This is a genomic window from Saccharomonospora sp. NB11 (assembly GCF_015910535.1).
In the GTDB taxonomy this organism is placed as follows: Bacteria; Actinomycetota; Actinomycetes; order Mycobacteriales; family Pseudonocardiaceae; genus Saccharomonospora.
The window spans coordinates 34,071-58,084 of the sequence record NZ_JACBJG010000001.1; the positions used below are offsets into that span (position 1 = coordinate 34,071).

A 24,014-nucleotide genomic window follows, 5' to 3' on the forward strand; every position below is an offset into this window, starting at 1 on the left:
CCGACGGAGTTCCTGCCCGAGAACGCGCGAGGAGAGAAGAAGTGCCGGTCCGTTGTGAGGTACGGAACTCGACGTAGAAGAAGGGGCGGCCCGCTCAACCAGCCTGGGGGTCACCGGGAGCGGGCCGCCGACACCCAGCTTAAGCAATAACCTCGGACTTCGCCGCTCGGGGGCGCGGTGTCACACGGTGTTTTTTTCCCACCACGGTGTGAATTGCATGGTGAATCGTCCAGTTCGACCCGACCTGACGGACTTTCCGTCCCGTCGCCGACGAAACCGATCACTCCCATCGATCGTCCAAACAGCCGGTACGGCAGTATGGCGCGAGCCAAGCGCACGATCACGAGGAATAGAGGGCCAGCATGCACGACGGCAGCGGCCGCATCGCGGTGCAGAACCTCACCAAGCAGTTCGGCGCCGTCACAGCGGTGCAGAACCTCAGCTTCACGGTGGAACCCGGCAGCGTCACCGGCTTTCTCGGGCCCAACGGTGCAGGCAAGACCACGACGTTGCGGATGCTGCTCGGGCTCGTCCGCCCGACAGCAGGCACGGCCACCATCAACGGTCGACAGCATCACGAACTGGGCAACCCCGCCCGCATCGTCGGTTCGGTGCTCGACAACGGCAGCTTCCACCCCAAGCGATCCGCTCGCGACCACCTCCGCGTGTACGCGGCGGCGATCGGGGTCCCGGACCAGCGCGCCGACGAGGTCCTGGGACTCGTCGGACTCAGCCCGGCCGCCGACCGCAAGGCGGGCGGCTTCTCGCTCGGCATGCGACAACGACTCGCATTGGCGACGGCGCTGCTCGGCGACCCGCAGGTGCTGGTGCTCGACGAACCCGCCAACGGGCTCGACCCCGAAGGCATCGCGTGGCTGCGCACCTTCCTCCGGTCGTTCGCGGCGCAGGGCCGCACCGTGCTCGTGTCGAGCCACCTGCTGTCGGAGGTCGAGCAGACGATCGACCAGGTCGTCATCGTCAGCGCGGGCATGACGCGCTACTTCGGTCCGCTGGAGAATCTGCGGCAGAGCCAGCGCTCGCGGGTGCTCGTGCAGCCCGCGGACGCGTCCGCGCTCGCGACCGCCTTGCGCGAGGCGGGCATCACCGAGGTGGAGCCCACTCCGGACGGCCGGGTGGCCGTGAGCGGCGCGACGGTGCAGCAGATCGGCGACGTCGCCGCGAAGGCGAGCATCGCCGTGTACGGCATGGAGGAACAGAAGGCGGACCTGGAACAGCTGTTCTTCCAGCTCACCTCCGGCCAGTACAGCGGGGCTCCGCTGCCCGGCCAGTACGCGGCGCAGGGCAACTGGGCACAGCCGGGTGCGGCCCAGCCGATGCAGTCCGGACCTCAGTACCAGCAGGCGCCGCCACAGCCGTATCAGCAGAACTACCAGCAACCCGGTCAACAACCGCAGCCGAACCAGGGCTGGGGAGGTCAGCAGCAGTGATGGGCAACCTGATCAAGGCGGAGTTCCGCAAGACACTCAGCCTCAACCTGTGGTGGGCGCTGGCCATCCCGGCCTTCCTGGCCGCGCTGGTGTTCTCGTTGAGCTGGGGAGCCAGCGTCAACGACTTCAATGACTTCCTCGGCAACAGCGACGCGCAGGAACTCGCGAGCATCCTCGGCATCAGCGTGGACACGATGCCGGTGGGCATGCTCTCGCTCGGGCGCGCCATCAACATCGGGGTGTTCTTCGCCGTGCTCTTCGGGGTGACGGCGCTGGCGGGCGAGTACCGCAACAAGACCATCAGCACGACGTTCCTCACCGCCCCGAACCGGGCGTCCGTGCTCTCCGCGAAGATGATCACCTTCTCGGTGTGGGGCCTGTTCTACGGCGTCGTCGCCGTGGCGGCGGCCAGCATCGGCACGGCGATCACCGTGGACAGCGTCGGCCTCCCCACGGCGGGTCAGTGGCTCGGCATCGGAGCGACCGGCCTGCTGGCCGCCGTCCTCGGCACCCTGTTCGGGGTCGGGCTCGGCGCGGTGTGGAACAGCGTCACCGGGCCGACCGTGTTCCTGTGCCTGTGGATGCTGCTCATCGAGAACATCCTCGTGATGGTGGCGTACTTCTCCGCCGAACTCGACTGGCTCGGCGGCGTGCTGCCCAACGGGGCGCTCAACGGCATCGTCGGCGCCGTCGGCGCGGAGGCGTTCGGCGCGATCGGCTCGTCGTGGGGCGCGAACCTCGGCGACATCGACGAGGACCTGCAGTGGGCGATGCAGTTCTTCGCGGGCGCGCCCGGCGCGTTCTCGTGGTGGTCCTCCGCCCTGATCTTCCTCGCATGGACCATGCTGTTCTTCGGGAGTGGTTGGACCGCCAACCAGAACCGCGACATCACCTGACGCGCAACGAAGAGGGGTCGTGAGTGCAGAGCAGACCACCGACACCGTCACCCGCTCACGACCCCTCGTCCCGTCCCCGGGACGGTTGGATCCGGCGTCTGGCCTCCGCCTGTTGGCGACACCCCGTCCTGGTCGTGCTCGCGCTGGTGGCGGCGGTGGTCGGGGTCGGCCTGCAGGCGGCCACCCCGTTGCTCGTGCGGGCCGCGGTGGACGACGCGGTCGCGGGTGACACCTCTCGGCTGACACTTCTGGCGGGTGGCCTCGTCGGGCTGCAACTCCTGGCGTTCGGCAGCGCGTTCGCCCGCCGCTACCTGGGTGGTCGACTCGCCCTCGACGTGCAACACGACCTCCGCCGTGACGTCTTCGCGTCCGTCTCCCGCCTCGACGGCGGCAAGCAGGACTCGATGAAGACCGGGCAGATCGTGTCGCGGGCCATCACCGACCTGCAGCTCGTCACCGGCTTCCTCATGCAGGTCCCGCTGTCGGCGGGGTCGGTGGTCTTCGCACTGCTCGCGCTCGGCGCGATGCTGTGGATGTCGCCGCTGCTCACGCTCATCGCCCTGGTGGTGGCGCCCGCCGTGGGCGTGGTGGTGGCCGTGAGCCGCAAACGGCTCTTCCCCGCGACGTGGTCGGCCCAGCAGCGGGCTGCCGACCTCGCCCAGCAGGTCGAGGAGACCGTCACCGGAGTCCGCGTGGTGAAGGGCTTCGGACAGTCCGGGCGCGAGGTCGAGACGTTCTCCCGCCGGGCGCGCAGGCTCTACGCCGAGCGGCTTCGCGCCGCTCGACTGTCCGCCGTGCCGTCGGCCACCAGTTCCGCGCTCCCGGCCGCCGGTCAGGTGGCCGTCCTCGGTGTGGGCGGCCTGCTCGCCCTGCGGGGACAGATCAGCCTCGGCACGTTCCTCGCATTCGCCACCTACGTCTCCGCCCTCGTCGGACCGTCCCGGATGCTCGCGAGCCTCCTCGTGCAGGCACAACTGACCCGGGCCGGGGTCGAGCGCGTCCACGAACTCGTCGACGCGCAGCCCGAGGTCGTCGACCCGGAGAATCCCCGTCCCGTCCCGCCCGGCCCGTTGTCGGTGCGCTTCGACGACGTCCGCTTCGGCTACACGCGCAGCGAGCCCGTGCTCTCGGGGCTGTCGCTGGAAGTCCGACCGGGCGAGACGCTCGCGCTCGTGGGCACGGCGGGCTCGGGGAAATCCACGATCTCGCTGCTGCTCCCCCGCTTCTACGACCCCCACGCGGGCTCGGTGCGACTGGGCGACGTGGACGTCCGCGAGCTGGCGCTCGCCGACCTGCGCCGCACCGTGGGCGTCGTGTTCGAGGAGGCCTTCCTGTTCTCGACGTCGGTGCGCGAGAACATCGCCTACGGCCGACCGGACGCCTCCGACGAGGAGATCGTCGCCGCCGCGAAGGCGGCCGAGGCCCACGACTTCATCACCGCGCTGCCGGACGGCTACGACACGCAGGTGGGCGAGCGCGGACTGACGCTGTCGGGCGGGCAACGACAACGCCTCGGCCTGGCCCGGGCGCTGCTCACCGACCCCCGGGTGCTCGTGCTGGACGACGCGACGTCCGCCGTGGACACCGTCACCGAGGCCGCGATCCACGACACCCTGCGCAGTGTGACGCGCTCGCGGACCACGCTGCTCATCGCGCATCGCCGCTCGACCCTCGCCCTGGCCGACCGTATCGCCGTCCTCGACGGCGGTCGGGTGCTCGACGTCGGCACGCACGAGGAGCTGTGGCAGCGGTGTGCGCTCTTCCGGGATCTCGTGTCCGGGCCGGGAGATGACGTCGAGGAACCCCACCGGCACACCCGGGTGGTGCCGGACCCCAGCGGGGTGACACCACAGCTCTGGCCCGCACCCCGCGAGGACGCCGACGAGGACACCGTGGCCACCCGCCCGACCACCACGAGCGCCGTCGGCCCTGGAGCCCGAGCCGCACTCGACCTCCCACCCACGCCCGACCTGCTGGAACGCGTCCGTCGGCTCCCCGAGGCGACCGGTGAACCACAGCTCGCCGGGGAGGACCCGACGGCGGAGGACCCGCACTTCCGACTGTGGCGGCTGCTCCGCCCGGTGCGACCGATCCTGGCGGCCGTGGTGGCTCTCGTGGCCGTCGACGCGCTCGCTGCCATCGCCGTGCCCGCGCTCTACGAACGCGGGGTCGACGACGGAGTCCGCGTGGGCGTCGAGTCGGCCGTGTGGATCGCCGCGCTCGTCGGTGCTCTGGTGATCGCCGCCGACTGGGTCGCCGTGTGGGCCCAGACCCGGCTGACCGCCCGCAGCGGCGAGTCGGTGCTCTACCTGCTGCGCGTGCGCAGCTACGCCCACCTGCAGCGACTCGGCCTCGACTACTACGAGCGCGAACTCGCGGGCCGGATCATGACGCGCATGACCACCGACGTCGACGCGTTGTCGACGTTCCTCCAGACGAGCCTCGCCATGGCCGTGGTGAGCGTGTTGACGCTCGGCGGCATCGGCGTGGCGCTGATCGTGACGGACGTCGGCCTCGCGCTGTACGTGTTCGCGGCGCTGCCGGTGCTGGTGGTCGCCACGGTGCTGTTCCATCGTCGAGCCTCCGTGGCCTACTCCGAGGCCCGGGAGCGGGTGAGCGCGGTCAACGCCGACATGCAGGAGAACGTCTCCGGGCTGCGGGTCGCACAGGCCTACACGCGCGAGGAGCGCTCAGCTCAGCAGTTCGCCTCCCGCAGCGACGCCTATCGCCGCTCGCGGCTACGGGCACAGCGTTACGTGGCGACGTACTTCCCGTTCATCACGCTGCTGTCGGGCGTCGCGGAGGCCGTCGTGCTCGTGGTGGGTGCCACCCGCGTGGCCGAGGGGACCCTGACCATCGGCGTCCTCATGGCGTTCCTGCTCTACCTCGGGTTGTTCTTCTCCCCCGTGCAGCAACTGTCCACGGTGTTCGACGCCTACCAGCAGGCGAAGGTCGGTCTCCGCCGGATCGGCGACCTGCTCCGCACGCCGACGTCGGTGCCGCCGCCCGCCGACCCCGTTCCCGTGCCGCCCCGACTCCGCGGCGAGGTGGAGTTCCGCGACGTCGAGTTCCGGTACCCGGGTGCGGAGAAGCCGGCCCTGCAGGGGCTGAACCTGCGTGTGGCCCCGGGCACCACGGTGGCGTTGGTGGGAGCGACGGGGGCCGGGAAGTCGACGATCGTCAAACTCGTCGCGCGCTTCTACGACGTCACCGGCGGCCGGGTGTGCCTCGACGGCGTCGACGTCCGCGACTACGACCCCGAGCAGCTCACCCGCCGGATCGGGCTGGTGCCGCAGGAGTCCCACCTGTTCTCCGGCACGGTGGCCGACAACGTGCGGTACGGCCGCCCCGACGCCACGGACGCCGAGGTGGAGGCGGCGATCCGCGCGGTGGGGGCACTCGACGCGGTCGCCGCGCTGCCGAACGGCTTCCACCAGCAGGTCGGCGAGCGAGGCCGCTCCCTGTCGGCCGGACAACGTCAGCTCGTGGCACTGGCCAGGGCGGAGCTTGTGGACCCCGACGTTCTGTTGCTCGACGAGGCCACGGCCGCGCTCGACCCGGCCACCGAGGCCACCGTGCTCCAGGCCACGGACCGGTTGGCGTCGACCCGCACGACGTTCGTGGTGGCCCATCGGCTCGCCACGGCGGCGCGCGCCGACGAGATCGTGGTGCTCGACCACGGCCGGATCGTGGAGCGGGGGTCTCACGCGGAACTCGTGGCCGCGGGCGGCGTCTACGCGCGGATGTGGCGTCACTCGCAGTGACCCGGCGTGCTCACATGGCGGACGCGGCGAGTCGGTCCGATATCGGGACGCGCTTTCCCTCAGTACGACGGATGATCTTGACCACCGGTTGTTGTGACAACATTCACCTTATCGATACAGCCCGGTCGGGCCGGTCTTCCACCCATGTCATGGGCGAGTTCGGTGACACGGGCCGAAACCCGGGGGTTAGCCTGGTAGTCGCGAATTCACCAAACCAAGATCGAGACGGATAGAGGCGAGTCCCAGCCGTGTCCAGCAGCAGCCCTGCGTCACAGTTCGGCCCCAACGAGTGGCTCGTCGAGGAGATGTACGACCAGTTCCTCGCCGACCCCTCCTCAGTCGACGCCGCCTGGCATGAGTTCTTTGCCGACTTCAAACCCGCCCAGAGCGCACAGGCGAAGCCGGACGCGACGGGCGCAGAGCCGAAGTCGGCTGCGAACGGTCAGTCGACGCAGACCGCGCCGAAGACTGAACCCAAGGCAGCCCCGAAGACGGCTTCGAAGCCCGCCCCGGCCCCCAAGGCTCCGACGGCGAGCGCGCCCACGGCTCCCAAGCCGAAGACCGAGCCGAAGCAGGCGTCCTCCGCCGCGGCGGCCCGGACCGCGCCGCCGAAGTCGACGAGCGAGCCCGAGCGCAAGCCGCTCCGTGGTGCGGCCGCGGCGATCGCGCGCAACATGGACGCCTCGCTGACCGTTCCCACGGCCACCAGCGTGCGCGCGGTGCCCGCCAAGCTCATGGCGGACAACCGCATCGTCATCAACAACCACCTCAAGCGCACCCGTGGCGGCAAGATCTCGTACACGCACCTCATCGGCTACGCGATGATCCGTGCGCTGCACGACTTCCCGAACATGAATCGCCACTACGCGCTCGTGGACGGCAAGCCGTACGCGGTGACGCCCGAGCACGTGAACCTCGGCCTCGCCATCGACATGAAGGGCAAGGACGGGCAGCGCTCGCTGGTCGTCGCCTCGATCAAGAACTGCGAGAACATGACGTTCCTGCAGTTCTGGCAGGCCTACGAGGAGATCGTCAAGAAGGCCAGGAACAACAAGCTCACCGCGGACGACTTCGCGGGCACCACGATCTCGCTGACCAACCCGGGCGGCATCGGCACCAACCACTCGGTGCCGCGTCTGCAGTCGGGCCAGGGCACGATCATCGGTGTCGGCGCGATGCAGTACCCGGCGCACTTCGAGGGCACCAGCGAGCAGACCCTGGTGCAGCTCGGCGTCAGCAAGATCATGACGCTGACCTCGACGTACGACCACCGCATCATCCAGGGCGCCGAGTCCGGTGAGTTCCTCAAGCGCATCCACGAGCTGCTGCTCGGCGGCGACGGCTTCTACGACGACATCTTCACGTCGCTGCGCCTGCCGTACGAGCCGGTGCGCTGGGTCGAGGACCTGCCCGAGGGCGAGATCGACAAGACCGCCCGCGTGCTCGAACTGATCGACGCCTACCGGATGCGCGGCCACCTGATGGCCGACACCGACCCGCTGAACTACCGCCAGCGCAGGCACGAGGACCTCGACATCCTGTCCCACGGCCTCACGCTGTGGGACCTCGACCGCGAGTTCGCGGTCGGTGGTTTCGCGGGCAAGGAGCGCATGAAGCTGCGCGACGTGCTCGGCGTGCTGCGCGACTCCTACTGCCGCACGGTCGGCGTGGAGTACACGCACATCCTCGACCCGGACGAGCGTCGCTGGATCCAGGAGCGCGTCGAGGTTCCGCACGAGAAGCCCGAGCCGTCGGTGCAGAAGTACGTGCTGTCGAAGCTCAACGCGGCCGAGGCGTTCGAGACGTTCCTGCAGACCAAGTACGTCGGCCAGAAGCGGTTCTCGCTGGAGGGCGGCGAGACCGTGATCCCGCTGCTCGACACCGTGCTGGACAAGGCGGCCGAGCACCAGCTCGACGAGGTCGTCATCGGCATGCCGCACCGCGGCAGGCTGAACGTGCTGGCCAACATCGTCGGCAAGCCGATCGCGCAGATCTTCCAGGAGTTCGAGGGCAACCTCGACCCGGGTCAGGCACACGGCTCCGGTGACGTGAAGTACCACCTCGGGGCCGAGGGCAAGTACTTCCGCATGTTCGGCGACGGCGAGACCAAGGTGTCGCTGACGGCGAACCCGTCGCACCTGGAGACTGTGGACCCGGTGCTCGAAGGCATCGTGCGGGCCAAGCAGGACCTGCTCGACAAGGGCGACCGCGAGACGGGCGGCTTCACGGTCCTGCCGGTGCTGCTGCACGGTGACGCCGCGTTCGCGGGCCAGGGTGTGGTGGCCGAGACGCTGAACCTCGCGCTGCTGCGCGGCTACCGCACCGGTGGCACGGTCCACGTCATCATCAACAACCAGGTCGGCTTCACCACCGCGCCCGAGCACTCGCGCTCGTCGCAGTACGCCACCGACGTGGCCAAGATGATCGGCGCGCCGATCTTCCACGTCAACGGCGACGACCCCGAGGCCGCGTACTGGGTCGCCCGGTTGGCCGTCGACTACCGCCAGGCGTTCAACAAGGACGTCGTCATCGACATGATCTGCTACCGCAGGCGGGGTCACAACGAGGGCGACGACCCGTCGATGACGCAGCCCGGCATGTACGACATCATCGACGCCAAGCGCAGTGTCCGGAAGACCTACACCGAGGCGCTGATCGGTCGCGGCGACATCTCGATGGAGGAGGCCGAGGCCGCGCTGCGCGACTTCTCCAGCCAGTTGGAGCACGTGTTCAACGAGGTCAGGGAGCTGGAGAAGCACCCGATCGCGCCGAGCCCGTCGGTGGAGAAGCGCCAGCAGGTGCCCGCCCAGGTGCCGACCGCCGTGAGCCGCGAGACGATCGAGCGCATCGGCGACGCGTTCGTCACGCTGCCCGAGGGCTTCACCCCGCACCCGCGCGTCAAGCCGGTGCTGGAGCGGCGGAAGAAGATGTCCCGCGAGGGCAACATCGACTGGGCGTTCGGCGAGCTGCTCGCGTTCGGTTCGCTGGCCCTCGAGGGTCGTCTCGTGCGGCTGTCCGGTCAGGACTCCCGCCGCGGCACGTTCACCCAGCGGCACTCGGTGCTCATCGACCGCAAGACGGGCGAGGAGTACGCGCCGCTGCAGCACCTGTCCGAGGACCAGGGCCGCGTGATGATCTACGACTCGGCGCTGTCCGAGTACGCGGCGGTCGGCTTCGAGTACGGCTACTCGGTGGCCAACTCCGAGGCGCTCGTGATGTGGGAGGCGCAGTTCGGCGACTTCGTCAACGGCGCGCAGACCGTCATCGACGAGTACATCTCCTCCGGTGAGGCCAAGTGGGGCCAGCTCTCCGACGTCGTGCTGCTGCTGCCGCACGGCCACGAGGGTCAGGGTCCCGACCACACCTCCGGCCGCATCGAGCGCTTCCTCCAGCTCTGCGCGGAGCACTCGATGACCGTGGCGGTGCCGTCGACCCCGGCGAACTACTTCCACCTGCTGCGTCGGCACGCCCTCGACGGCGTGAACCGCCCGCTGATCGTCTTCACCCCGAAGTCGATGCTGCGCAACAAGGCGGCGACCTCGGCGGTGGAGGACTTCATCGGCGACTCGAAGTTCCTGTCGGTCATCGGTGAGCAGGAGGTCGACCCGGCCAAGGCCCGCAAGGTGCTGCTCACCTCCGGCAAGCTCTACTGGGAGCTGGTGGCCGAGCGCCGCAAGCGGGAGGCCGACGACGTCGCCATCGTGCGCATCGAGCAGTACTACCCGCTGCCGAAGAAGAAGCTCGTCGCCGAGATGGAGCGCTACAACAAGGACGCCGAGATCGTCTGGGTGCAGGAGGAGCCGGAGAACCAGGGCGCCTGGCCGTTCTTCGGGCTGAACCTGCCGCGCAGGCTGCCCGAGGCGTTCCCGCGCCTGCAGGTGGTGGCGCGCAGGCCGATGGCCGCGCCGTCGGCGGGCTCGTCCAAGGTGCACGAGGTCGAGCAGAAGGCGCTGATCGCCAAGGCGTTCGAGTAAGCCGAACGACGATCGATGGCGGCGGTACCCGGTGGGTGCCGCCGCCATCGGTGTTTCGGGGCTCGCCCGGCAGGGCGCCGGTCAGGCTCCCCGCAAGTAGCGCGGTGACGCCCGAGAGGGCCGCTGGTGCCGCGGGCTCAGACCGCCGTGCGGCTCGGCAGCTCCGAGTCGACACGGGTGTCGGAGCGGCGGTTCGAGTTGCTGTTCGAGTTGCTGTTCTCGGGCGTGACGTCGCTGCGGAAGGTCCGCAGACGCAGGCTGTTGCTGACGACGAACACCGAGCTGAACGCCATCGCCGCTCCCGCGAGCATCGGGTTGAGCAGGCCCGCCGCCGCCAACGGCAGCGCGGCGACGTTGTAGGCGAACGCCCAGAACAGGTTGCCCTTGATAGTGGCCAGCGTGCGCCGGGAGAGCCGGATCGCGTCCGCCACGACCCGCAGGTCACCGCGCACCAGGGTGATGTCGCTCGCCTCGATGGCGACGTCGGTGCCCGTGCCCATCGCCAGGCCGAGATCGGCCTGGGCCAGCGCGGCGGCGTCGTTGACGCCGTCCCCCACCATCGCGACGACCCGGCCCTCGCCCTGCAGGCGTCGGACGACGTCGACCTTGTCCTTGGGCAGTACCTCGGCGATGACCTCGTCGATGCCGACCTCCGCGGCGACCGCCTCGGCGACGGCCGTGTTGTCGCCGGTCAGCAGCACGGGCCGCAGGCCCAGCTCCTTGAGCCGCGCCACGGCCTGCGCGGAGGTCGGCTTCACCGTGTCCGCCACCACCAACACGGCCCTCGCTCGACCGTCCCAGCCCACGGCGACGGCCGCCCTGCCGAGCTTCTCCGCCTCGGCCTTGGCGTCCGACAGCTCCGGCGGCAATGGGTGGCTCCAGTCGTCCAGCAGCGCGGTCCGCCCGACCAGCACCGCGCGACCGTCCACCACGCCGTGCACGCCGAGACCGTCCACGGCCGTGAAACTCTCCGGAGTGGCGAGCGGACCCACCCGCTCAGCCGCACTCGCGGCGACGGCCCTGGCGATCGGGTGCTCGGAGGCGTGTTCGAGCGCCCCGGCGAGCCGCAGCACCTCGTCGGCGTCCTCGCCGTCGGCGACGTGGACGTCCACCAGGGTCATGACGCCGGTGGTGACGGTGCCGGTCTTGTCGAGCACCACCGTGTCCACGCGCCGGGTGGACTCCAGCGCCTCCGGCCCCTTGATGAGGATGCCGAGTTGAGCACCGCGTCCCGTCCCCACGAGCAGCGCCGTCGGCGTCGCCAAGCCCAGTGCGCACGGGCACGCGATGATCAGCACGGCGACGGCGGCCGTGAACGCCGCCGACGTCGAGACCCCGGACCCGAGCCAGAACGCGAGCGTGCCGACGGCCAACGCGATCACGATCGGGACGAACACGCCGGAGATGCGATCAGCGAGCCGCTGCACCTCCGCCTTGCCCGTCTGCGCGTCCTCCACCAGCTTGGCCATCTGCGCGAGCTGCGTGTCGGAGCCGACCCGCGTCGCCCGCACCACCAGCCGTCCACCGGAATTGACGGTCGCCCCGACGACGGCGTCACCGGGCCGCACCTCCACGGGCACCGACTCGCCGGTGAGCATGCTCGCGTCGACCGCGGACGTGCCTTCCTCCACCACGCCGTCCGTGGCGATCTTCTCGCCCGGCCGAACCACGAAGCGGTCGCCCACCGCCAAGCGATCCGCGGCGATCCGGTGCTCGACCCCGTCGCGGAGGACGGCGACCTCCTTCGCCCCGAGCTCCAGCAGAGCCCGCAATGCCGCCCCGGCGCGTCGCTTCGACCGCGCCTCGAAGTAACGGCCCGCGAGGATGAACGTCGTCACCCCCGCCGCGACCTCCAGGTAGATGTTGGCGTCCCCGCTCGTGCGCTCGATGGTCAGCTCGAACGGATGGGTCATGCCGGGCACGCCGGCACTACCGAACAACAGCGCGTACAGCGACCAGACGAACGCTGCGAGGGTCCCCATCGACACCAGCGTGTCCATCGTGGCCGCGCCGTGGCGCAGGTTGGTCCACGCGGCACGATGGAACGGCCAGGCCGCCCACGTCACCACCGGGGCCGCCAGCGTCAGGGAGATCCACTGCCAGTACTCGAACTGCCAGGCCGGCACCATCGCCAGCAGCACCACCGGCACCGACAGCACCGCAGCACCGACGAGCCGCTGCCGCAGCGAACGGTGTTCGTCGTCGACCGCGACATCGGTCCCTTCCTCGGGCTCGGCAGGCCGGGGCAGCTCGGCCGTGTACCCCGCCGCCTCCACCGTGGAGACGAGTTCGGCCGGGTCCAGCTCCGCGGGGAAGGTCACCTTCGCCTTCTCCGTGGCGTAGTTGACCGTGGCCGTGACGCCGTCCAGCTTGTTGAGCTTGCGCTCCACACGGTTGGCGCACGACGCACACGTCATCCCTCCGATGGCGAGTTCGAGTTCACGGCTCGCTCGGGTCTCGGTGGAGACGTCGGAAGTCATGTGTCAGCTCCTAGGTCGACTCGCGTCGACGTCGATCAATGACCGTGGCCGGGGCCCGGCGGGTGCTCCGCGTGCCCGGTCTCGACGGTGAACTCCGCCGTGTGGACGGTGTCCTCGTGCCGGAAGTCGAGGAACAACCGGTAGGTGCCCTCCGACGGCACCTCGGCGGCGAACTCGATCGCAGGACCGGGGTTCCCATCGTGGTCGCCGGGATGCACGTGCAGGTACGCGAGGTCGCCCGTGCGCACGGCGACGAGGTGCCCCGTGGCCCCGAGGTAGGGCTGCAGGTCCGTGACCGGGCGGCCGTCCTTGCTGACGGTCGCGGTGACCGTCGACGTGCGGCCCGGCACCAGCGCGCCGTCGAGGCGGACGTCGTAGCCGTCCACGTGCGCCACCCGCGAGGGCTCGTGGTGGACGGGCTGGAAGTCGCCCGGCACCGCCAGGTCGATCCCCAGGGTCGTCGACTCCCCGCCGGTCGGGGTGAAGTCGGCGAAAGCCCGGTAGCTGCCCGGGTCGTCGATCGTGATCGGCACGCTCCACGTGCCGTCGGCGGCCATCGTCGGGTGGACGTGCTGGAAGTTCGTGGTGTCGCGGCGCAGCAGGATCAGGTGCATCCGCTTCTCGTGCTCGACGTCGAACCGGGTCACCGGCTCGCCCTGCGGGCCCGTGATCCGGAAGGACAACGTGGTCTTCTCGCCCGCTTCGAGTGTCGTGGTCTCCGGCGTGAAGGTGTAGCCGTTCTTCGACGACGCGAGCCCGTCCGGCAGGTGCTCTCCCGCCGCGTGCCCGTAGTGGACGTCTCCGGCGTCGCCCTCACCACTGTGGTCCGCGCCGGGCCCGGTGTGCGCGGCGTCCGCACCGCGCACACCGGTGTCGCCGGGACCGACAGCCTCGCCGACCAGCCAGCCGCCGACGGCGACCAGCGCCAGCGACACGCCGTAGGCCGAGAGCTTGGCTGCTGTGTTCATGTCGCGTCCCGTCCCGAGGCGTCGATCAGGCGCTCAGCGAGTACCCGGCCTCTTCCACGGCCTTGCGGACGTCGTCGAGGGCCAGCTCACGCTCGCTGGTCACCGTGACCTTGCCCGTGGGCAGGTCCACAGAGACGTTCGTGACACCGGCGATCTCCTGGACCTCCTCGGTCACGGAACTGGCGCAGTGGCCGCAGGTCATGCCGGTCACCGTGTAGGTCTGCTCGGCCATGTGGACTTCCTTTCCCGGTTCTGTCGGTGCTTCGGGGACGCCCCGACGGCTCAGGACCGCACCAGCCTGGCGATGGCCTCGGTGGCCTCCTTGACCTTCGCGTCCGCGGTCTCGCCGCCCTCGGCGATCGCCTGGGCGACGCAGTGCCGCAGATGCTCGTCCATGAGGCCGAGGGAGACCGCCTGCAACGCCTTCGTCGCCGCCGAGATCTGCGTCAACACGTCGATGCAGTACTCGTCGTTCTCGACCATGCGCTGAAGCCCTCGGATCTGACCTTCGATCCGCCGCAGTCGCTTGAGATACGCGTCCTTACCCTGGGTGTATCCCCGCATCGTGAACTCCTCGCCTCGCCGACACCGCACTATCACAGTACCCGGTACCCGTATGGCAGGGATTCGGCTGATCAGCGATATTCGATGTCGACATCCACGGTTATACTCTACCGGGGTATCCCATATCAACCGATTCACCCGACCGTGGAGACGACGAAGGGCCTGCCCGCACCACAGCAGGTGCGGACAGGCCCTCAGGGAAGGAACCGGTCAGACTCTCACACGGTGAGGGTCCAGCCGTTGAGGCGACCGGTGTCGCCGTAGTACACGTCGGTCACCCGAAGCTCCCAGGTGCCGTCGGCCGGCGAGCTCGACGCGTTGACCGTGTAGGTCTCCTTGACGTCGTCACCCGAGTCGAAGCCGCTGTCCTTCAACCGGTGGGTCGTGCCGTCGGGGGCCACCAGGTCGATGCGCAGGTCACCGCGGTAGGTGTGCTCGATGTCCACCGTCACCTTGGTGGTGCTCGACGCGGCACGCTCGCAGCCACTGACCGTCACGGAGCTGGTCACGGTGCTGACGTCACGGATGTCCACCGCCGAGGCGTTGGTCACCGGGCTGCAGTCGGTGGGCTCGGGGTTGGGCTCGCTGGTGCCCTCGCCACCCGTGTAGAGCAGGACGTTCGGCGAGCCGGAGCCCGGGTTGCCGACGACACCGGTCGTGCCGGTGTCCACGAGGTGGTCACGCACCTGCTGCGGCGTGGCCGACGGGTGGTCGGCGAGGTACAGGGCCGCCGCGCCCGCGACGTGCGGCGTCGCCATCGAGGTGCCGCTGATCGTGTTCGAGGAGCTGTCGCTGCTGATCCAGGCCGAGGTGATGTTCGTGCCCGGGGCGAAGATGTCGACGCAGGTGCCGATGTTGGAGAAGCTCGACCGCGCGTCGGTGTTCGTGGTGGAGCCGACCGTGATGGCCTCCTCCGTCCTCGCGGGCGAGGTGTTGCAGGCGTCGGCGCCGTAGTCGTTGCCCGCGGCCAGGGCGTAAGTGACACCCGCGGCGATCGAGCGACGCACCGCGTCGTCCACGGCGGTGGACGCGCCGCCACCGAGACTCATGTTCGCCACGGCCGGGCCGGAGGCATTCTCGGTCACCCAGTCGATACCGGCGATGACGCCGTCGTAGGTACCCGAACCCGAGCAGTTGAGCACGCGGACGGCGATCAGCTCGACGCCCTTGGCGACGCCGTAGGAGCTACCACCGATGGTGCCCGCGACGTGGGTGCCGTGGCCGTTGCAGTCGTCGGCGTTGGCGTCGTTGTCGACGAAGTCGTACCCGTACCGCGCACGACCGCCGAAGTCGTTGTGCGTGATCCGGATACCCGTGTCGATGACGTAGGCCTCCACGTTGGACGCGGTCGTGGAGTAGCTGTAGTTGCTGTCCAGCGGCAGGTTGCGCTGGTCGATGCGGTCGAGGCCCCAGGACGGCGGGTTCGCCTGGTCGGCCATCGTGCGGAAGACCCGGTTCTGCTCGACGTACGCCACTCGCGGATCGGCGGCGGCGCGCTTGGCCATGGTCTCGCTCATCGTGGCCGAGAAGCCGTTGAGCGCGTTGTCGTAGACGCGTTCCACGTCCGCGCTGTGCCGGTCGGCGACCTCGTCGACCGTCGCGCCGTCCTTCAGGACGACGATGTAGCTGTTGTCGATGGCACCTTCGGCGTCCGCCCCCAGGATCGTTCCCTCCTGCGCCGCGGCGACGGGGAGGTTCGCCCCCAACGCGGTCAGGACGGCGACCCCCGCGGTGAGTCCCACACCGGCGAGCGATCTGCCGTTGAACACTCTGTGACCTCGCACTGTTCCTCCTACACGTTCCGGTGAACGTTGGCGGAAAAAGTAAGCGCGACGGCCGTCCACAGATAGTTCTTGTTTCGGACGGACAAAAGCGGTAAGCGACCCGCATCTGACGACTCGGACAGCCCGACAACCACCCTGTTGGTCCGAGCCGAAAGTAGGAAGAGTGTCCTGATCCGGACAGGCTCCGTTGGTCCGAACGAGCCACTTCTCTGTGATCTACGACACCTTGGACAACCGGGAAAGACCGCCGGACGTGAGTGGACCTCCGCGGTCTAGGCTCCGTGTCGTGGATCTCGGCGTGTTCGCGCGGCAGTACCGGTGGGCTCTCGACCGTCTCGACGCGGGGTGGGTGCAGTTCGACGACCTCGTGCGCGACACGGGTCTGCCACGGCGCTCGGTGGAGGAGCTGCTCGACGACCTCGCCGACGATCTCGAACGCGACGGCACCGCCCTGCGACTGCGTCCGGACACCGCGCGGCCTCGCCTCGCCGGTCGCCGGGCCGAAGTGCCGACCGACTTCACCGCCCGCGTCGCGGCTCACCTCGCCGACGTGCCTCCACCGTTGCCCGCCCTCGACCACGTCCAGGCGACCGTCGACACCGTGGTGAACCGTGCCCTGTGGCTCGACGAGCAGTACGACCTCGGTCGACTCCGGCTCGTGTTCGTGGGAGACCACGACCTGACCTCGCTCGCGGTGCGAGAGCTTCGCCCCGACGCCGATCTCGCCGTGGTCGACGTGGACGACCGCGTGCTCGAACACGTCGACCGGCGCAGCGGAGGCACGATCGACGTCGTGCACGCCGACCTGCGGTTCGGGTTGCCCCGCGCCGTGGCCGGCTCGGCCGACCTCGTGTTCAGCGACCCGCCCTACACCCCGGAGGGCATGGGCCTGTTCGCGGCGCGCGCGATCGAGTGTCTGTCCGATCCTCCGCACGGCCGGGTCCTGCTCGCCTACGGCTACAGCCGACGCCATCCCACACTCGGCCAGCAGGTCCAGAAGGCACTACTCAACCTCGGACTGACGTTCGAGGCGATCCTGCCGGGTTTCCACCGCTACCACGGCGCGCAGGCCGTCGGCAGCTCCGCCGACCTCTACGTCTGTCAGCCGACGCCCCGAGCCCGCAGGAAGACCAAGTCGCCCCAGGCGATCTACACGCACGGCCCTCGGTCCGTCGAGTCCGGCGGCACCGCCGCCCCCGAGGTGCGCGCAGCGGTGGACCGGATCGCCGGAGAGGGCGGGCGCGACGTCGTGTCGGCGGGTCCTGATTGGACGAAGCCGACCACGGTGGACCCGGGCAGGGCGGCGACCGTCGACCTCACGGGAGACCCCGGTCCGTGGTTGTGCCGCGTGCTGCTCGGGGTGAACGCCGAACGCCTGGCCGTGCTGGTGCCCAACGCCCATCCCGACCTCGCCGACGCCGCCGCGCAGGCGGCGCTGATCGACCTCGTCGCGCCGAAGTACCGACTGCGGCTGCTGCGCAGCACTCCGGACAACAAGCACGCCGTGGTGGTCGCGGAGAAGACCGGAACCACCACGGCCGCGCATCCGGTGTGGACCAGAGCCCACGCCCGCCTGGGCAACGTCTGGCCGGAAGCTCCCGGCGACGTGGCCGACCGGCGGTTGATCGACCTCCCCCGCCACCGCATCGTCGACGTGCTCCGTCGACTCTCGGAGGGCGACACCGCCGACTAGGGCGATCAGAACTTCCGGCTCGCCGGAACCGCCAACAGGATGAGCGTCACGAGCCCGAGCACGCCGGACAGCCACCCGTTGCGTCCCTCCGACAGCACCATCGCCACGGTGTTGAGCACGAGGCCGACTCCGCACGCGGCGTACAGCACCGGCGTCTTGCACTTCAGCGCCGTCGCACCGCCCCAGATGTAGACACCGCCCACCACGAGCGAGGCCAGGCCCAGCAGCATGATGAGGGTGCCGTAGTCGGTGCCCGTCGCGTACGCGTCCTCCAGGTCGCCCACGAGCGAGCCACCGAGAATCCACAGCAGCCCACCGATGATCTCGAAGGCCGACGTGATGAACCCGAACACGGCCGCCGCGGTGAGCGTGCCGGGACGCTCGGGACGCACCATGTGGATGTCGCCGGGCATGGGGCTGGCAGGCAGCGCACCTCCCGGCATCGGCGGCATCGGCGGCATCGCAGGGGGCGGCGCCATGCCCGGTTGCTGGTACTGCGGCCCCTGCGGAGAGCCGGTCCCGTGAGGGTCTACCGACATCGTTCTCCTCTCCTCCGTCAGCGCACCCTGCGCCGCGGACGCCGCAGCTTAGCGTGACCGACCGACGATCGAGGCCCGGTCGAAGGGGGAACCGACGGGCGGCCGAGGACCGGATCGCCCTCGACCGCCCGACGTCGTCACCGCGTCGCCGACGTGGACACGCCGTCGGACTCGGCGGCCTTCGCCACGGCCGCGGCGACCTCCGGGGCCACGCGCTCGTCGAGCGGGCTCGGCACGATCCGGTCGACGGCCAGCGAGTCGGCCGCGACGGACAGGATCGCGTCGGCTGCCGCGAGCTTCATGTTCTCCGTGATGGCCGTCGCCCCGGCGTCGAGCGCGCCCTTGAACACCCCGGGGAACGCCAACACGTTGTTGATCTGGTTGGGGAAGTCGCTGCGTCCCGTGGCCACCACCGAGGCGTACCGGGCCGCGACCTCCGGATGCACCTCCGGGTCCGGATTCGACAACGCGAACACCACGGGGTCGGGAGCCATCGTCGCGAGCAGTTCGCCGTCCACACGGGAGCTGGAGAGTCCGATGAAAACGTCCGCCCCGCGCAGCGCCTCGGCGATCCCCCCGCGCAGCCCCTCCGCGTTGGTGAGTTCCGCGAGTTCGGCCTTGACCGGGTTCAGGTGGTCGCGCCCGCTGTGGATGATGCCCTTGGAGTCGAGCACCGTGACGTCGCCGACTCCGGCGGCCCGCAGGATCTTCGCGCACGCGACTCCCGCGGCTCCGGCGCCGGAGATGACCACGCGCTGGTCGGCCACGTCGCGTCCGAGCACCTGGGCGGCCCCACGCAGCGCCGCCAGCACCACGATGGCCGTGCCGTGTTGATCGTCGTGCATGACCGGGCAGTCGAGCGCCTCGACCAGCTTGGCCTCCAGCTCGAAGCACCGCGGAGCGGACACGTCCTCGAGGTTGACCGCACCGAACGACGGCCGGAGCCGCACGAGGGTCTCGACGATCTCGTCGACGTCCGTGGTGTCCAACACGAGGGGGATGGAGTCGAGCCCGGCGAACGTCTTGAACAGCACCGACTTGCCTTCCATCACCGGAAGCGACGCTCGCGCCCCGATGTCGCCGAGGCCCAGTACCGCCGTGCCGTCGCTCACCACGGCGACGAGGCGGTCGGCCCACGTGTAGCGGGCGGCCAACGCGGGGTCGTCGGCGATGGCGCGGCTGACCTTCGCCACACCGGGGGTGTAGGCGATGGAGAGGTCACGCGCCTCGCAGATGGGGCGGGTGGCGGCCACCGAGAGCTTTCCGCGCTCGTGACCATGGAAGATGTCTTCGTCGCTCACCTGAGCCTGGGACACAACAATCTCCGTGACTGGAAGACGGGACGCATTCGAAGAATCCGGGCGTCCCCGGTGAAGTGGGTTCCTCCACACGGCGAGTCCGGCGCTGTAGCGCACCTCGCCGCCGAGGCGTCCGTCGAGGCCCGTGGTGAGGTGGGTCGGATGACACCGTGGCCGCGGACGCAGCGGTTCGACCAGTGTGCCAGTAGGCCCGCTCGCCCTGTCGCCCGGTGCGGTTGAGATCACAGAAGACTCCACTCTTTAGGCTGGTCAGCGGGCGGTTAGCAAGACGTCCGTCCGGCTTGTGTGGCCTCTCCCGGCATCGCGACCGACGCGCTCTAAGCTGGCGCGCATGGACGTGCGCGAACTGTCCGTGAAGGACTCCTACGAGTTCGTTCCCCGGACTTTCCCGGACCAGCGAGGCTTCTTCTCCGCCCCCTACCAGCAGGCGGCGTTCGTCGACGCGGTCGGCCACCCGTTGTCCGTCGCGCAGACCAACAACACGGTGTCCCGCCGGGGGACGGTGCGCGGCATCCACTTCAAGGACGTCCCGCCGGGGCAGGGCAAGTACGTCTACTGCGCTCGGGGAGCCCTGCTCGACGTCGTCGTCGATCTTCGGGTGGGCTCGCCGACCTTCGGCAAGTGGGACGCCGTGCGCCTCGACGACCGGAGCCTCCGGTGCGTCTATCTCGCCGAGGGACTCGGTCACGCGGTCATGTCCCTGGAGGACGACACCGTGATGACGTACCTGTGCTCCACCGGGTACGACCCGGCAACCGAACACGGGGTCGATCCGCTCGACCCGGCGCTCGGGCTGCCCTGGCCGTCGGACGTCGAGCCGCTGCTGTCGGAGAAAGACGCCGCCGCCCCGACACTCGCCGACGCTCTCACGAGCGGCTTGCTGCCCCGTTACGAGGACTGCGTCGCCCACTACGAGCGACTGCGGAAGGGCGAGAGCTGACGGGCGACCGACCGCCGAGCGTGACCGTCGCAGTCACCCTCAGCCACGACTGGTCCCGACACGTGTGACACTCGAACGGGCACGTCACAAGGGAGTCGAGGTGTGCCTCGACGAGCCCCTGATTCCCTGGAAGACAGCTATATTGCAGGCGTGCCCGACCACCGCCTGTTCCTCCTGCGACACGCCCTGACCGAGTGGTCCGCGGTCGGGCGATTCACCGGGAGGAGCGACCCGCCCCTGACCGCCGTCGGAGAACGGCAGGCCCACGCGGCAGGGCGCACCTATGCCCTCATGTCGGACGACGTTCCGACGCTCGTGCTGAGCAGTCCTCGCCGGGCTCCGCTCCGGACCGCCGAACTCGCCGGGCTCGCCGTGTCCGAGACCACCGACGCGCTGCTGGAGTGGGACCACGGGACGTACGAGGGCCGCACCGTCGACGAGGTCCGGTACCGCGTCCCGGGCTGGTCGGTGTGGTCCCATCCCGTCCCCGACGGCGAGTCGGTCGACCACGTGGAGCAGCGTGCCGACGCCCTGCTGGCCCGTGTGCGCGAGGAGCTGACCCGCCAACCGGTCGCCCTGGTGGTGCCAGGCGACTTCGGGCGGGTACTCGTCGCGCGCTGGCTGCATCTCCCCACCACGGCGGGCCGGTCCTTCGGCCTCGACCCCGCGAGCCTCACCGTGCTCGGTCGCGCCGCCCACGGGCCGCGGCTACTGCACTTGAACCTGCCACCGTCCTGATCACCGCGTCGAAGTCGCCGGAAGAGGAATCGTCTTGGAAAGCCACATCCGTCGGGTCCGCGAGTCGGACGTCGACACCGTCGTCTCACTCGTCCACGATCTCGCCGAGTACGAGAAGGCACCGCACGAGTGCCACCTCACGTCGGACCAGCTCCGCAGCGCGCTGTTCGGTGAGAATCCGGCGCTCTACGGGCACGTCGCCGAGGTCGACGGCGAGGTCGTCGGGTTCACGCTGTGGTTCCTCAACTTCTCCACCTGGCGTGGCGTGCACGGCATCTACCTCGAGGACCTCTACGTCCGGCCCGAGATGCGCGGACGCGGGCTGGGCAAGGCGCTGCTGGCGACCCTCGCCAAGGAGTGCGTCGACCGCGGCTACGCCCGCCTGGAGTGGTGGGTGCTGAACTGGAACCCGGCGATCGAGTTCTACGCCTCGCTCGGCGCACAGGCGATGGACGAGTGGACCGTCTACCGGCTCACCGACCGACCGCTCACCGAGCTGGCGTCCGAGGCCCCTGCCGTCGAGGGCTGAGGTCACTCGCCGGTCACTCGCCTCGCTGCTCGCGTTCGGCGGCACGTCCCGCCGCACCGCCACGGCGGGCGGCCTCCTCCTCGCTCTCCCCCGGACGCTGCCCGAGCACCCAGGCTCGCGACGGCTCCTGGAACAGCAGGACGATCACGACCGCACCCACGATCATCACGGGGACGCCGAAGCCCGGCTGGTTCGACGGTCCCGTGGCGTACCACCCCATCCCGATCACCACGAGATTGACGACCAACGACGGCGACCGCGCCCACGTCTTGCCGAACAACAACGCCACCGCACACGCCAGCACACCGGCCGCGAGCACCACGTAGTAGGCGATCTCGGCCGCGACGTTGTTGCCCGTCATGGCGGGTTCGTCACCCGCGTTCACGGCGAGCAGGACTCCGAAGGCGAGGAGTGCGAGACCGGGCAGAGCGGTGAGTGCACCCGCGAGACGAACCTGACGCGGCGCTGGGGAGACGAGGTCGCTGATCGGCACGGGATGCTTGCCTTCCTGAGCGAGCAGACTGTGACACGGGTGACCGTGACACTGCGTGAACGCCTCCGATGGTATGCCACCCGGTCGGCCGTTTTACTCCGCGCCGCGGCGGGCAATGATTCAGGTGTCGTCGATGAGCGGGCGGTCGTGCCCGGGGTGCACTCGTCACGACGCTGTCGGTGTCCACGACTCGACGGGAGGCAACTGGCGGAAGTGAACGAGTAAGCAGGTCCGGCGGGAGCCGAGGGCAACGCAGTGACGAGATTCGCATCGGTAGTTCCGTCGCGAAGTCACCGCAAACCGCGTCGACTCACCTACGCTGCGCCTGGTGCGCGCTGTACTCGTCGTCAACCCTCAGGCAACCGCCACCACACCGGCTGGTCGCGACGTGCTGGCGCACGCTCTCGCCAGCCAGGTGAAGCTCGACGTGGTCGAGACCGACTACCGAGGGCATGCCATGACCGTGGCGCGTGCCGCCGCGGCCGACGACATCGACCTGGTGGTCGCGCACGGCGGTGACGGCACCGTCAACGAGGTCGTCAATGGCCTGCTCGCGGTAACGGACGGCAGGCCCGGCTCCTTCGACGAGATCCCGATGCTGGGCGTGGTGCCGGGTGGGTCGGCGAACGTGTTCGCGCGCGCCCTCGGCCTGCCTCGCGACCCCGTCGAGGCGACACACCATCTGCTGAACGCGCTGCGGCAGCGGCGCAGCAGGCAGGTGGGACTCGGCAGGGCGGACGGCCGCTGGTTCACGTTCAACGCCGGGATGGGCTGGGACGCGGACGTGGTCGCCGCGGTCGACCAGCGACGCGGCAAGCGCGCGAGTCCGTCGCTGTACCTCCGTACGGCCGTGCGGTGCTACTTGCGGCCGCCGCAGGGGCATCCGGAGCTGACGGTGCAGGTGCCCGGCGAGGAACCGACCACGGTGCGCACGGCGTTCGTGTCGAACACCGACCCGTGGAGCTATCTCGGCCCCCGGCCCGTCCACCTCAACGACAACTGTTCGTTCGACACCGGCCTGGGCCTTTTCGCCCTCACCGGACTCGGTCTGCCCACGGTGTTGCGGCACGTTCGGCAGGCGTTGCGGAAACGTGGCGAGCATCGCGGTCGGCGTCTGCTTCGTCACGACGATCTGTCGTTGGTCGGCATCACGGCGCCATCGCCGGTAAACTTGCAGGTCGACGGAGATCTGGTGGGTCAACGCACTCACGTGGAGTTCGTCAGCGTGCCCCGAGCGCTCAAGGTTGCGGTGTGAGTCACCGTGGTCGGCGAGCAACAGCGACGTGATCGCTCGCGGCAAAGTCCGCGTTGCCACTCGGCGACGGGAACGGTCCGTTCACCGCACCGCTTTTCCGTCCCAGCGGCGACGAATGGACAAAGCCGCAGGTCAAGCGTGTAGCTGGGCCGGGTGAGCTGACTCACCGATCGTCGCCGAACACTTGTCGAACCCGAGGGTTCGTGAAAGCATTCACAAGCACCCCAAAAACGACCGCCATGACGACTGTGGCGCGGCACACCCGCGCCCGAATAAGGAGCTCGAAGAAATGGACTGGCGCCACCGCGCGGCCTGCCGAGACGAGGACCCGGAACTGTTCTTCCCCGTGGGCACCAGCGGTCCCGCTCTGTCTCAGATCACTGCGGCGAAGGCTGTCTGCCACCGCTGCACCGTGGCTTCCGACTGCCTGGCCTGGGCTCTGGCCAGCGGCCAGGACGCCGGTGTCTGGGGCGGCATGAGCGAGGACGAGCGGCGCGCCCTCAAGCGTCGTCGCGCGCAGATCGGCACGCGCAGCAGCTTCTGAGCGAACCGCGTTTTCCTTTTGCCGAACGTCGGCGGCAAAAGATTTGAGGGCCGGCACCCGTTTCGGGTGTCGGCCCTCAAGCGCGC

At 69.6% G+C, this 24,014-nt stretch carries 18 protein-coding genes; 10 read left to right on the plus strand and 8 right to left on the minus strand.

What is annotated here, in order from left to right; all coding sequences use genetic code 11:
- Positions 1-362: 362 nt before the first annotated feature.
- The 4 genes from JAV51_RS00145 (at position 363) to JAV51_RS00160 (ending at position 10,082) form a co-directional block, all read left to right on the plus strand.
- Entirely contained in the window at positions 363-1,448 is a 1,086-nt protein-coding gene (locus JAV51_RS00145; protein ID WP_197318522.1) for an ABC transporter ATP-binding protein, read from the plus strand.
- Positions 1,448-2,344: an ABC transporter permease subunit gene (locus JAV51_RS00150; protein WP_197318523.1), complete on the plus strand. Its 897-nt coding sequence runs from the start codon at positions 1,448-1,450 to the stop codon at positions 2,342-2,344. The genes JAV51_RS00145 and JAV51_RS00150 overlap by 1 nt, the downstream gene beginning before the upstream one ends.
- A 23-nt stretch (positions 2,345-2,367) precedes the next feature.
- Positions 2,368-6,108: an ABC transporter ATP-binding protein gene (locus tag JAV51_RS00155; RefSeq protein WP_197318524.1), complete on the plus strand. Its 3,741-nt coding sequence runs from the start codon at positions 2,368-2,370 to the stop codon at positions 6,106-6,108.
- A gap of 248 nt (positions 6,109-6,356) precedes the next feature.
- Complete coding sequence (locus JAV51_RS00160; RefSeq protein WP_197318525.1) at positions 6,357-10,082, plus strand: multifunctional oxoglutarate decarboxylase/oxoglutarate dehydrogenase thiamine pyrophosphate-binding subunit/dihydrolipoyllysine-residue succinyltransferase subunit; 3,726 nt, start codon at positions 6,357-6,359, stop codon at positions 10,080-10,082.
- A 137-nt stretch (positions 10,083-10,219) separates the two neighbouring features.
- Here the strand turns inward: JAV51_RS00160 and JAV51_RS00165 are convergent, their stop codons facing one another.
- The 5 genes from JAV51_RS00165 to JAV51_RS00185 all read right to left on the minus strand — a co-directional run bounded on the left by JAV51_RS00165 (position 10,220) and on the right by JAV51_RS00185 (position 15,878).
- Positions 10,220-12,562: a cation-translocating P-type ATPase gene (locus JAV51_RS00165; protein ID WP_197318526.1), complete on the minus strand. Its 2,343-nt coding sequence runs from the start codon at positions 12,560-12,562 to the stop codon at positions 10,220-10,222.
- 35 nt (positions 12,563-12,597) lie between these two features.
- Complete coding sequence (locus tag JAV51_RS00170) at positions 12,598-13,530, minus strand: hypothetical protein (protein WP_197318527.1); 933 nt, start codon at positions 13,528-13,530, stop codon at positions 12,598-12,600.
- A gap of 25 nt (positions 13,531-13,555) precedes the next feature.
- Positions 13,556-13,762 (minus strand): heavy-metal-associated domain-containing protein, encoded by a 207-nt coding sequence (locus tag JAV51_RS00175; protein ID WP_197318528.1) that lies wholly within the window; start codon positions 13,760-13,762, stop codon positions 13,556-13,558.
- 50 nt (positions 13,763-13,812) lie between these two features.
- Positions 13,813-14,094 carry a metal-sensitive transcriptional regulator gene (locus tag JAV51_RS00180; RefSeq protein WP_197318529.1) on the minus strand — a complete coding sequence of 94 codons (282 nt, stop codon included), beginning with the start codon at positions 14,092-14,094 and terminating at the stop codon, positions 13,813-13,815.
- A 218-nt stretch (positions 14,095-14,312) separates the two neighbouring features.
- Positions 14,313-15,878, minus strand: a complete 1,566-nt coding sequence (locus JAV51_RS00185; protein WP_197318530.1) for a S8 family peptidase — start codon at positions 15,876-15,878, stop codon at positions 14,313-14,315.
- A gap of 286 nt (positions 15,879-16,164) precedes the next feature.
- On the opposite strand from JAV51_RS00185, the gene JAV51_RS00190 reads away from it, so the two are divergent.
- The gene (locus tag JAV51_RS00190) at positions 16,165-17,571 is read left to right on the plus strand and encodes a bis-aminopropyl spermidine synthase family protein (RefSeq protein WP_197318531.1); all 1,407 of its coding nucleotides are present in this window, start codon (positions 16,165-16,167) and stop codon (positions 17,569-17,571) included.
- A gap of 5 nt (positions 17,572-17,576) precedes the next feature.
- Here the strand turns inward: JAV51_RS00190 and JAV51_RS00195 are convergent, their stop codons facing one another.
- Both JAV51_RS00195 and JAV51_RS00200 read right to left on the minus strand, forming a co-directional pair.
- On the minus strand, positions 17,577-18,110 hold the full coding sequence (locus JAV51_RS00195) for a hypothetical protein (RefSeq protein ID WP_197318532.1): 534 nt from the start codon (positions 18,108-18,110) through the stop codon (positions 17,577-17,579).
- Positions 18,111-18,247: 137 nt separating this feature from the next.
- Positions 18,248-19,426, minus strand: coding sequence for an NADP-dependent malic enzyme (locus JAV51_RS00200; protein ID WP_197318533.1), 1,179 nt, complete (start codon positions 19,424-19,426; stop codon positions 18,248-18,250).
- Between the two features lie 334 nt (positions 19,427-19,760).
- On the opposite strand from JAV51_RS00200, the gene JAV51_RS00205 reads away from it, so the two are divergent.
- The 3 genes from JAV51_RS00205 (at position 19,761) to JAV51_RS00215 (ending at position 21,636) form a co-directional block, all read left to right on the plus strand.
- Entirely contained in the window at positions 19,761-20,369 is a 609-nt protein-coding gene (locus JAV51_RS00205; protein ID WP_197318534.1) for a dTDP-4-dehydrorhamnose 3,5-epimerase family protein, read from the plus strand.
- Positions 20,370-20,519: 150 nt separating this feature from the next.
- Positions 20,520-21,107, plus strand: a complete 588-nt coding sequence (locus tag JAV51_RS00210) for a histidine phosphatase family protein (protein ID WP_197318535.1) — start codon at positions 20,520-20,522, stop codon at positions 21,105-21,107.
- A 34-nt stretch (positions 21,108-21,141) separates the two neighbouring features.
- Positions 21,142-21,636: a GNAT family N-acetyltransferase gene (locus tag JAV51_RS00215; RefSeq protein WP_197318536.1), complete on the plus strand. Its 495-nt coding sequence runs from the start codon at positions 21,142-21,144 to the stop codon at positions 21,634-21,636.
- Between the two features lie 13 nt (positions 21,637-21,649).
- Here the strand turns inward: JAV51_RS00215 and JAV51_RS00220 are convergent, their stop codons facing one another.
- On the minus strand, positions 21,650-22,129 hold the full coding sequence (locus tag JAV51_RS00220; RefSeq protein WP_197318537.1) for a hypothetical protein: 480 nt from the start codon (positions 22,127-22,129) through the stop codon (positions 21,650-21,652).
- A 328-nt stretch (positions 22,130-22,457) separates the two neighbouring features.
- Here JAV51_RS00220 and JAV51_RS00225 point away from each other — a divergent pair, with 328 nt between their 5' ends.
- Together JAV51_RS00225 and JAV51_RS00230 are read left to right on the plus strand one after the other, a co-directional pair.
- On the plus strand, positions 22,458-23,384 hold the full coding sequence (locus JAV51_RS00225; RefSeq protein WP_197318538.1) for a diacylglycerol kinase family protein: 927 nt from the start codon (positions 22,458-22,460) through the stop codon (positions 23,382-23,384).
- Positions 23,385-23,673: 289 nt separating this feature from the next.
- The gene (locus JAV51_RS00230; RefSeq protein WP_005440673.1) at positions 23,674-23,928 is read left to right on the plus strand and encodes a WhiB family transcriptional regulator; all 255 of its coding nucleotides are present in this window, start codon (positions 23,674-23,676) and stop codon (positions 23,926-23,928) included.
- Positions 23,929-24,014: the final 86 nt, after the last annotated feature.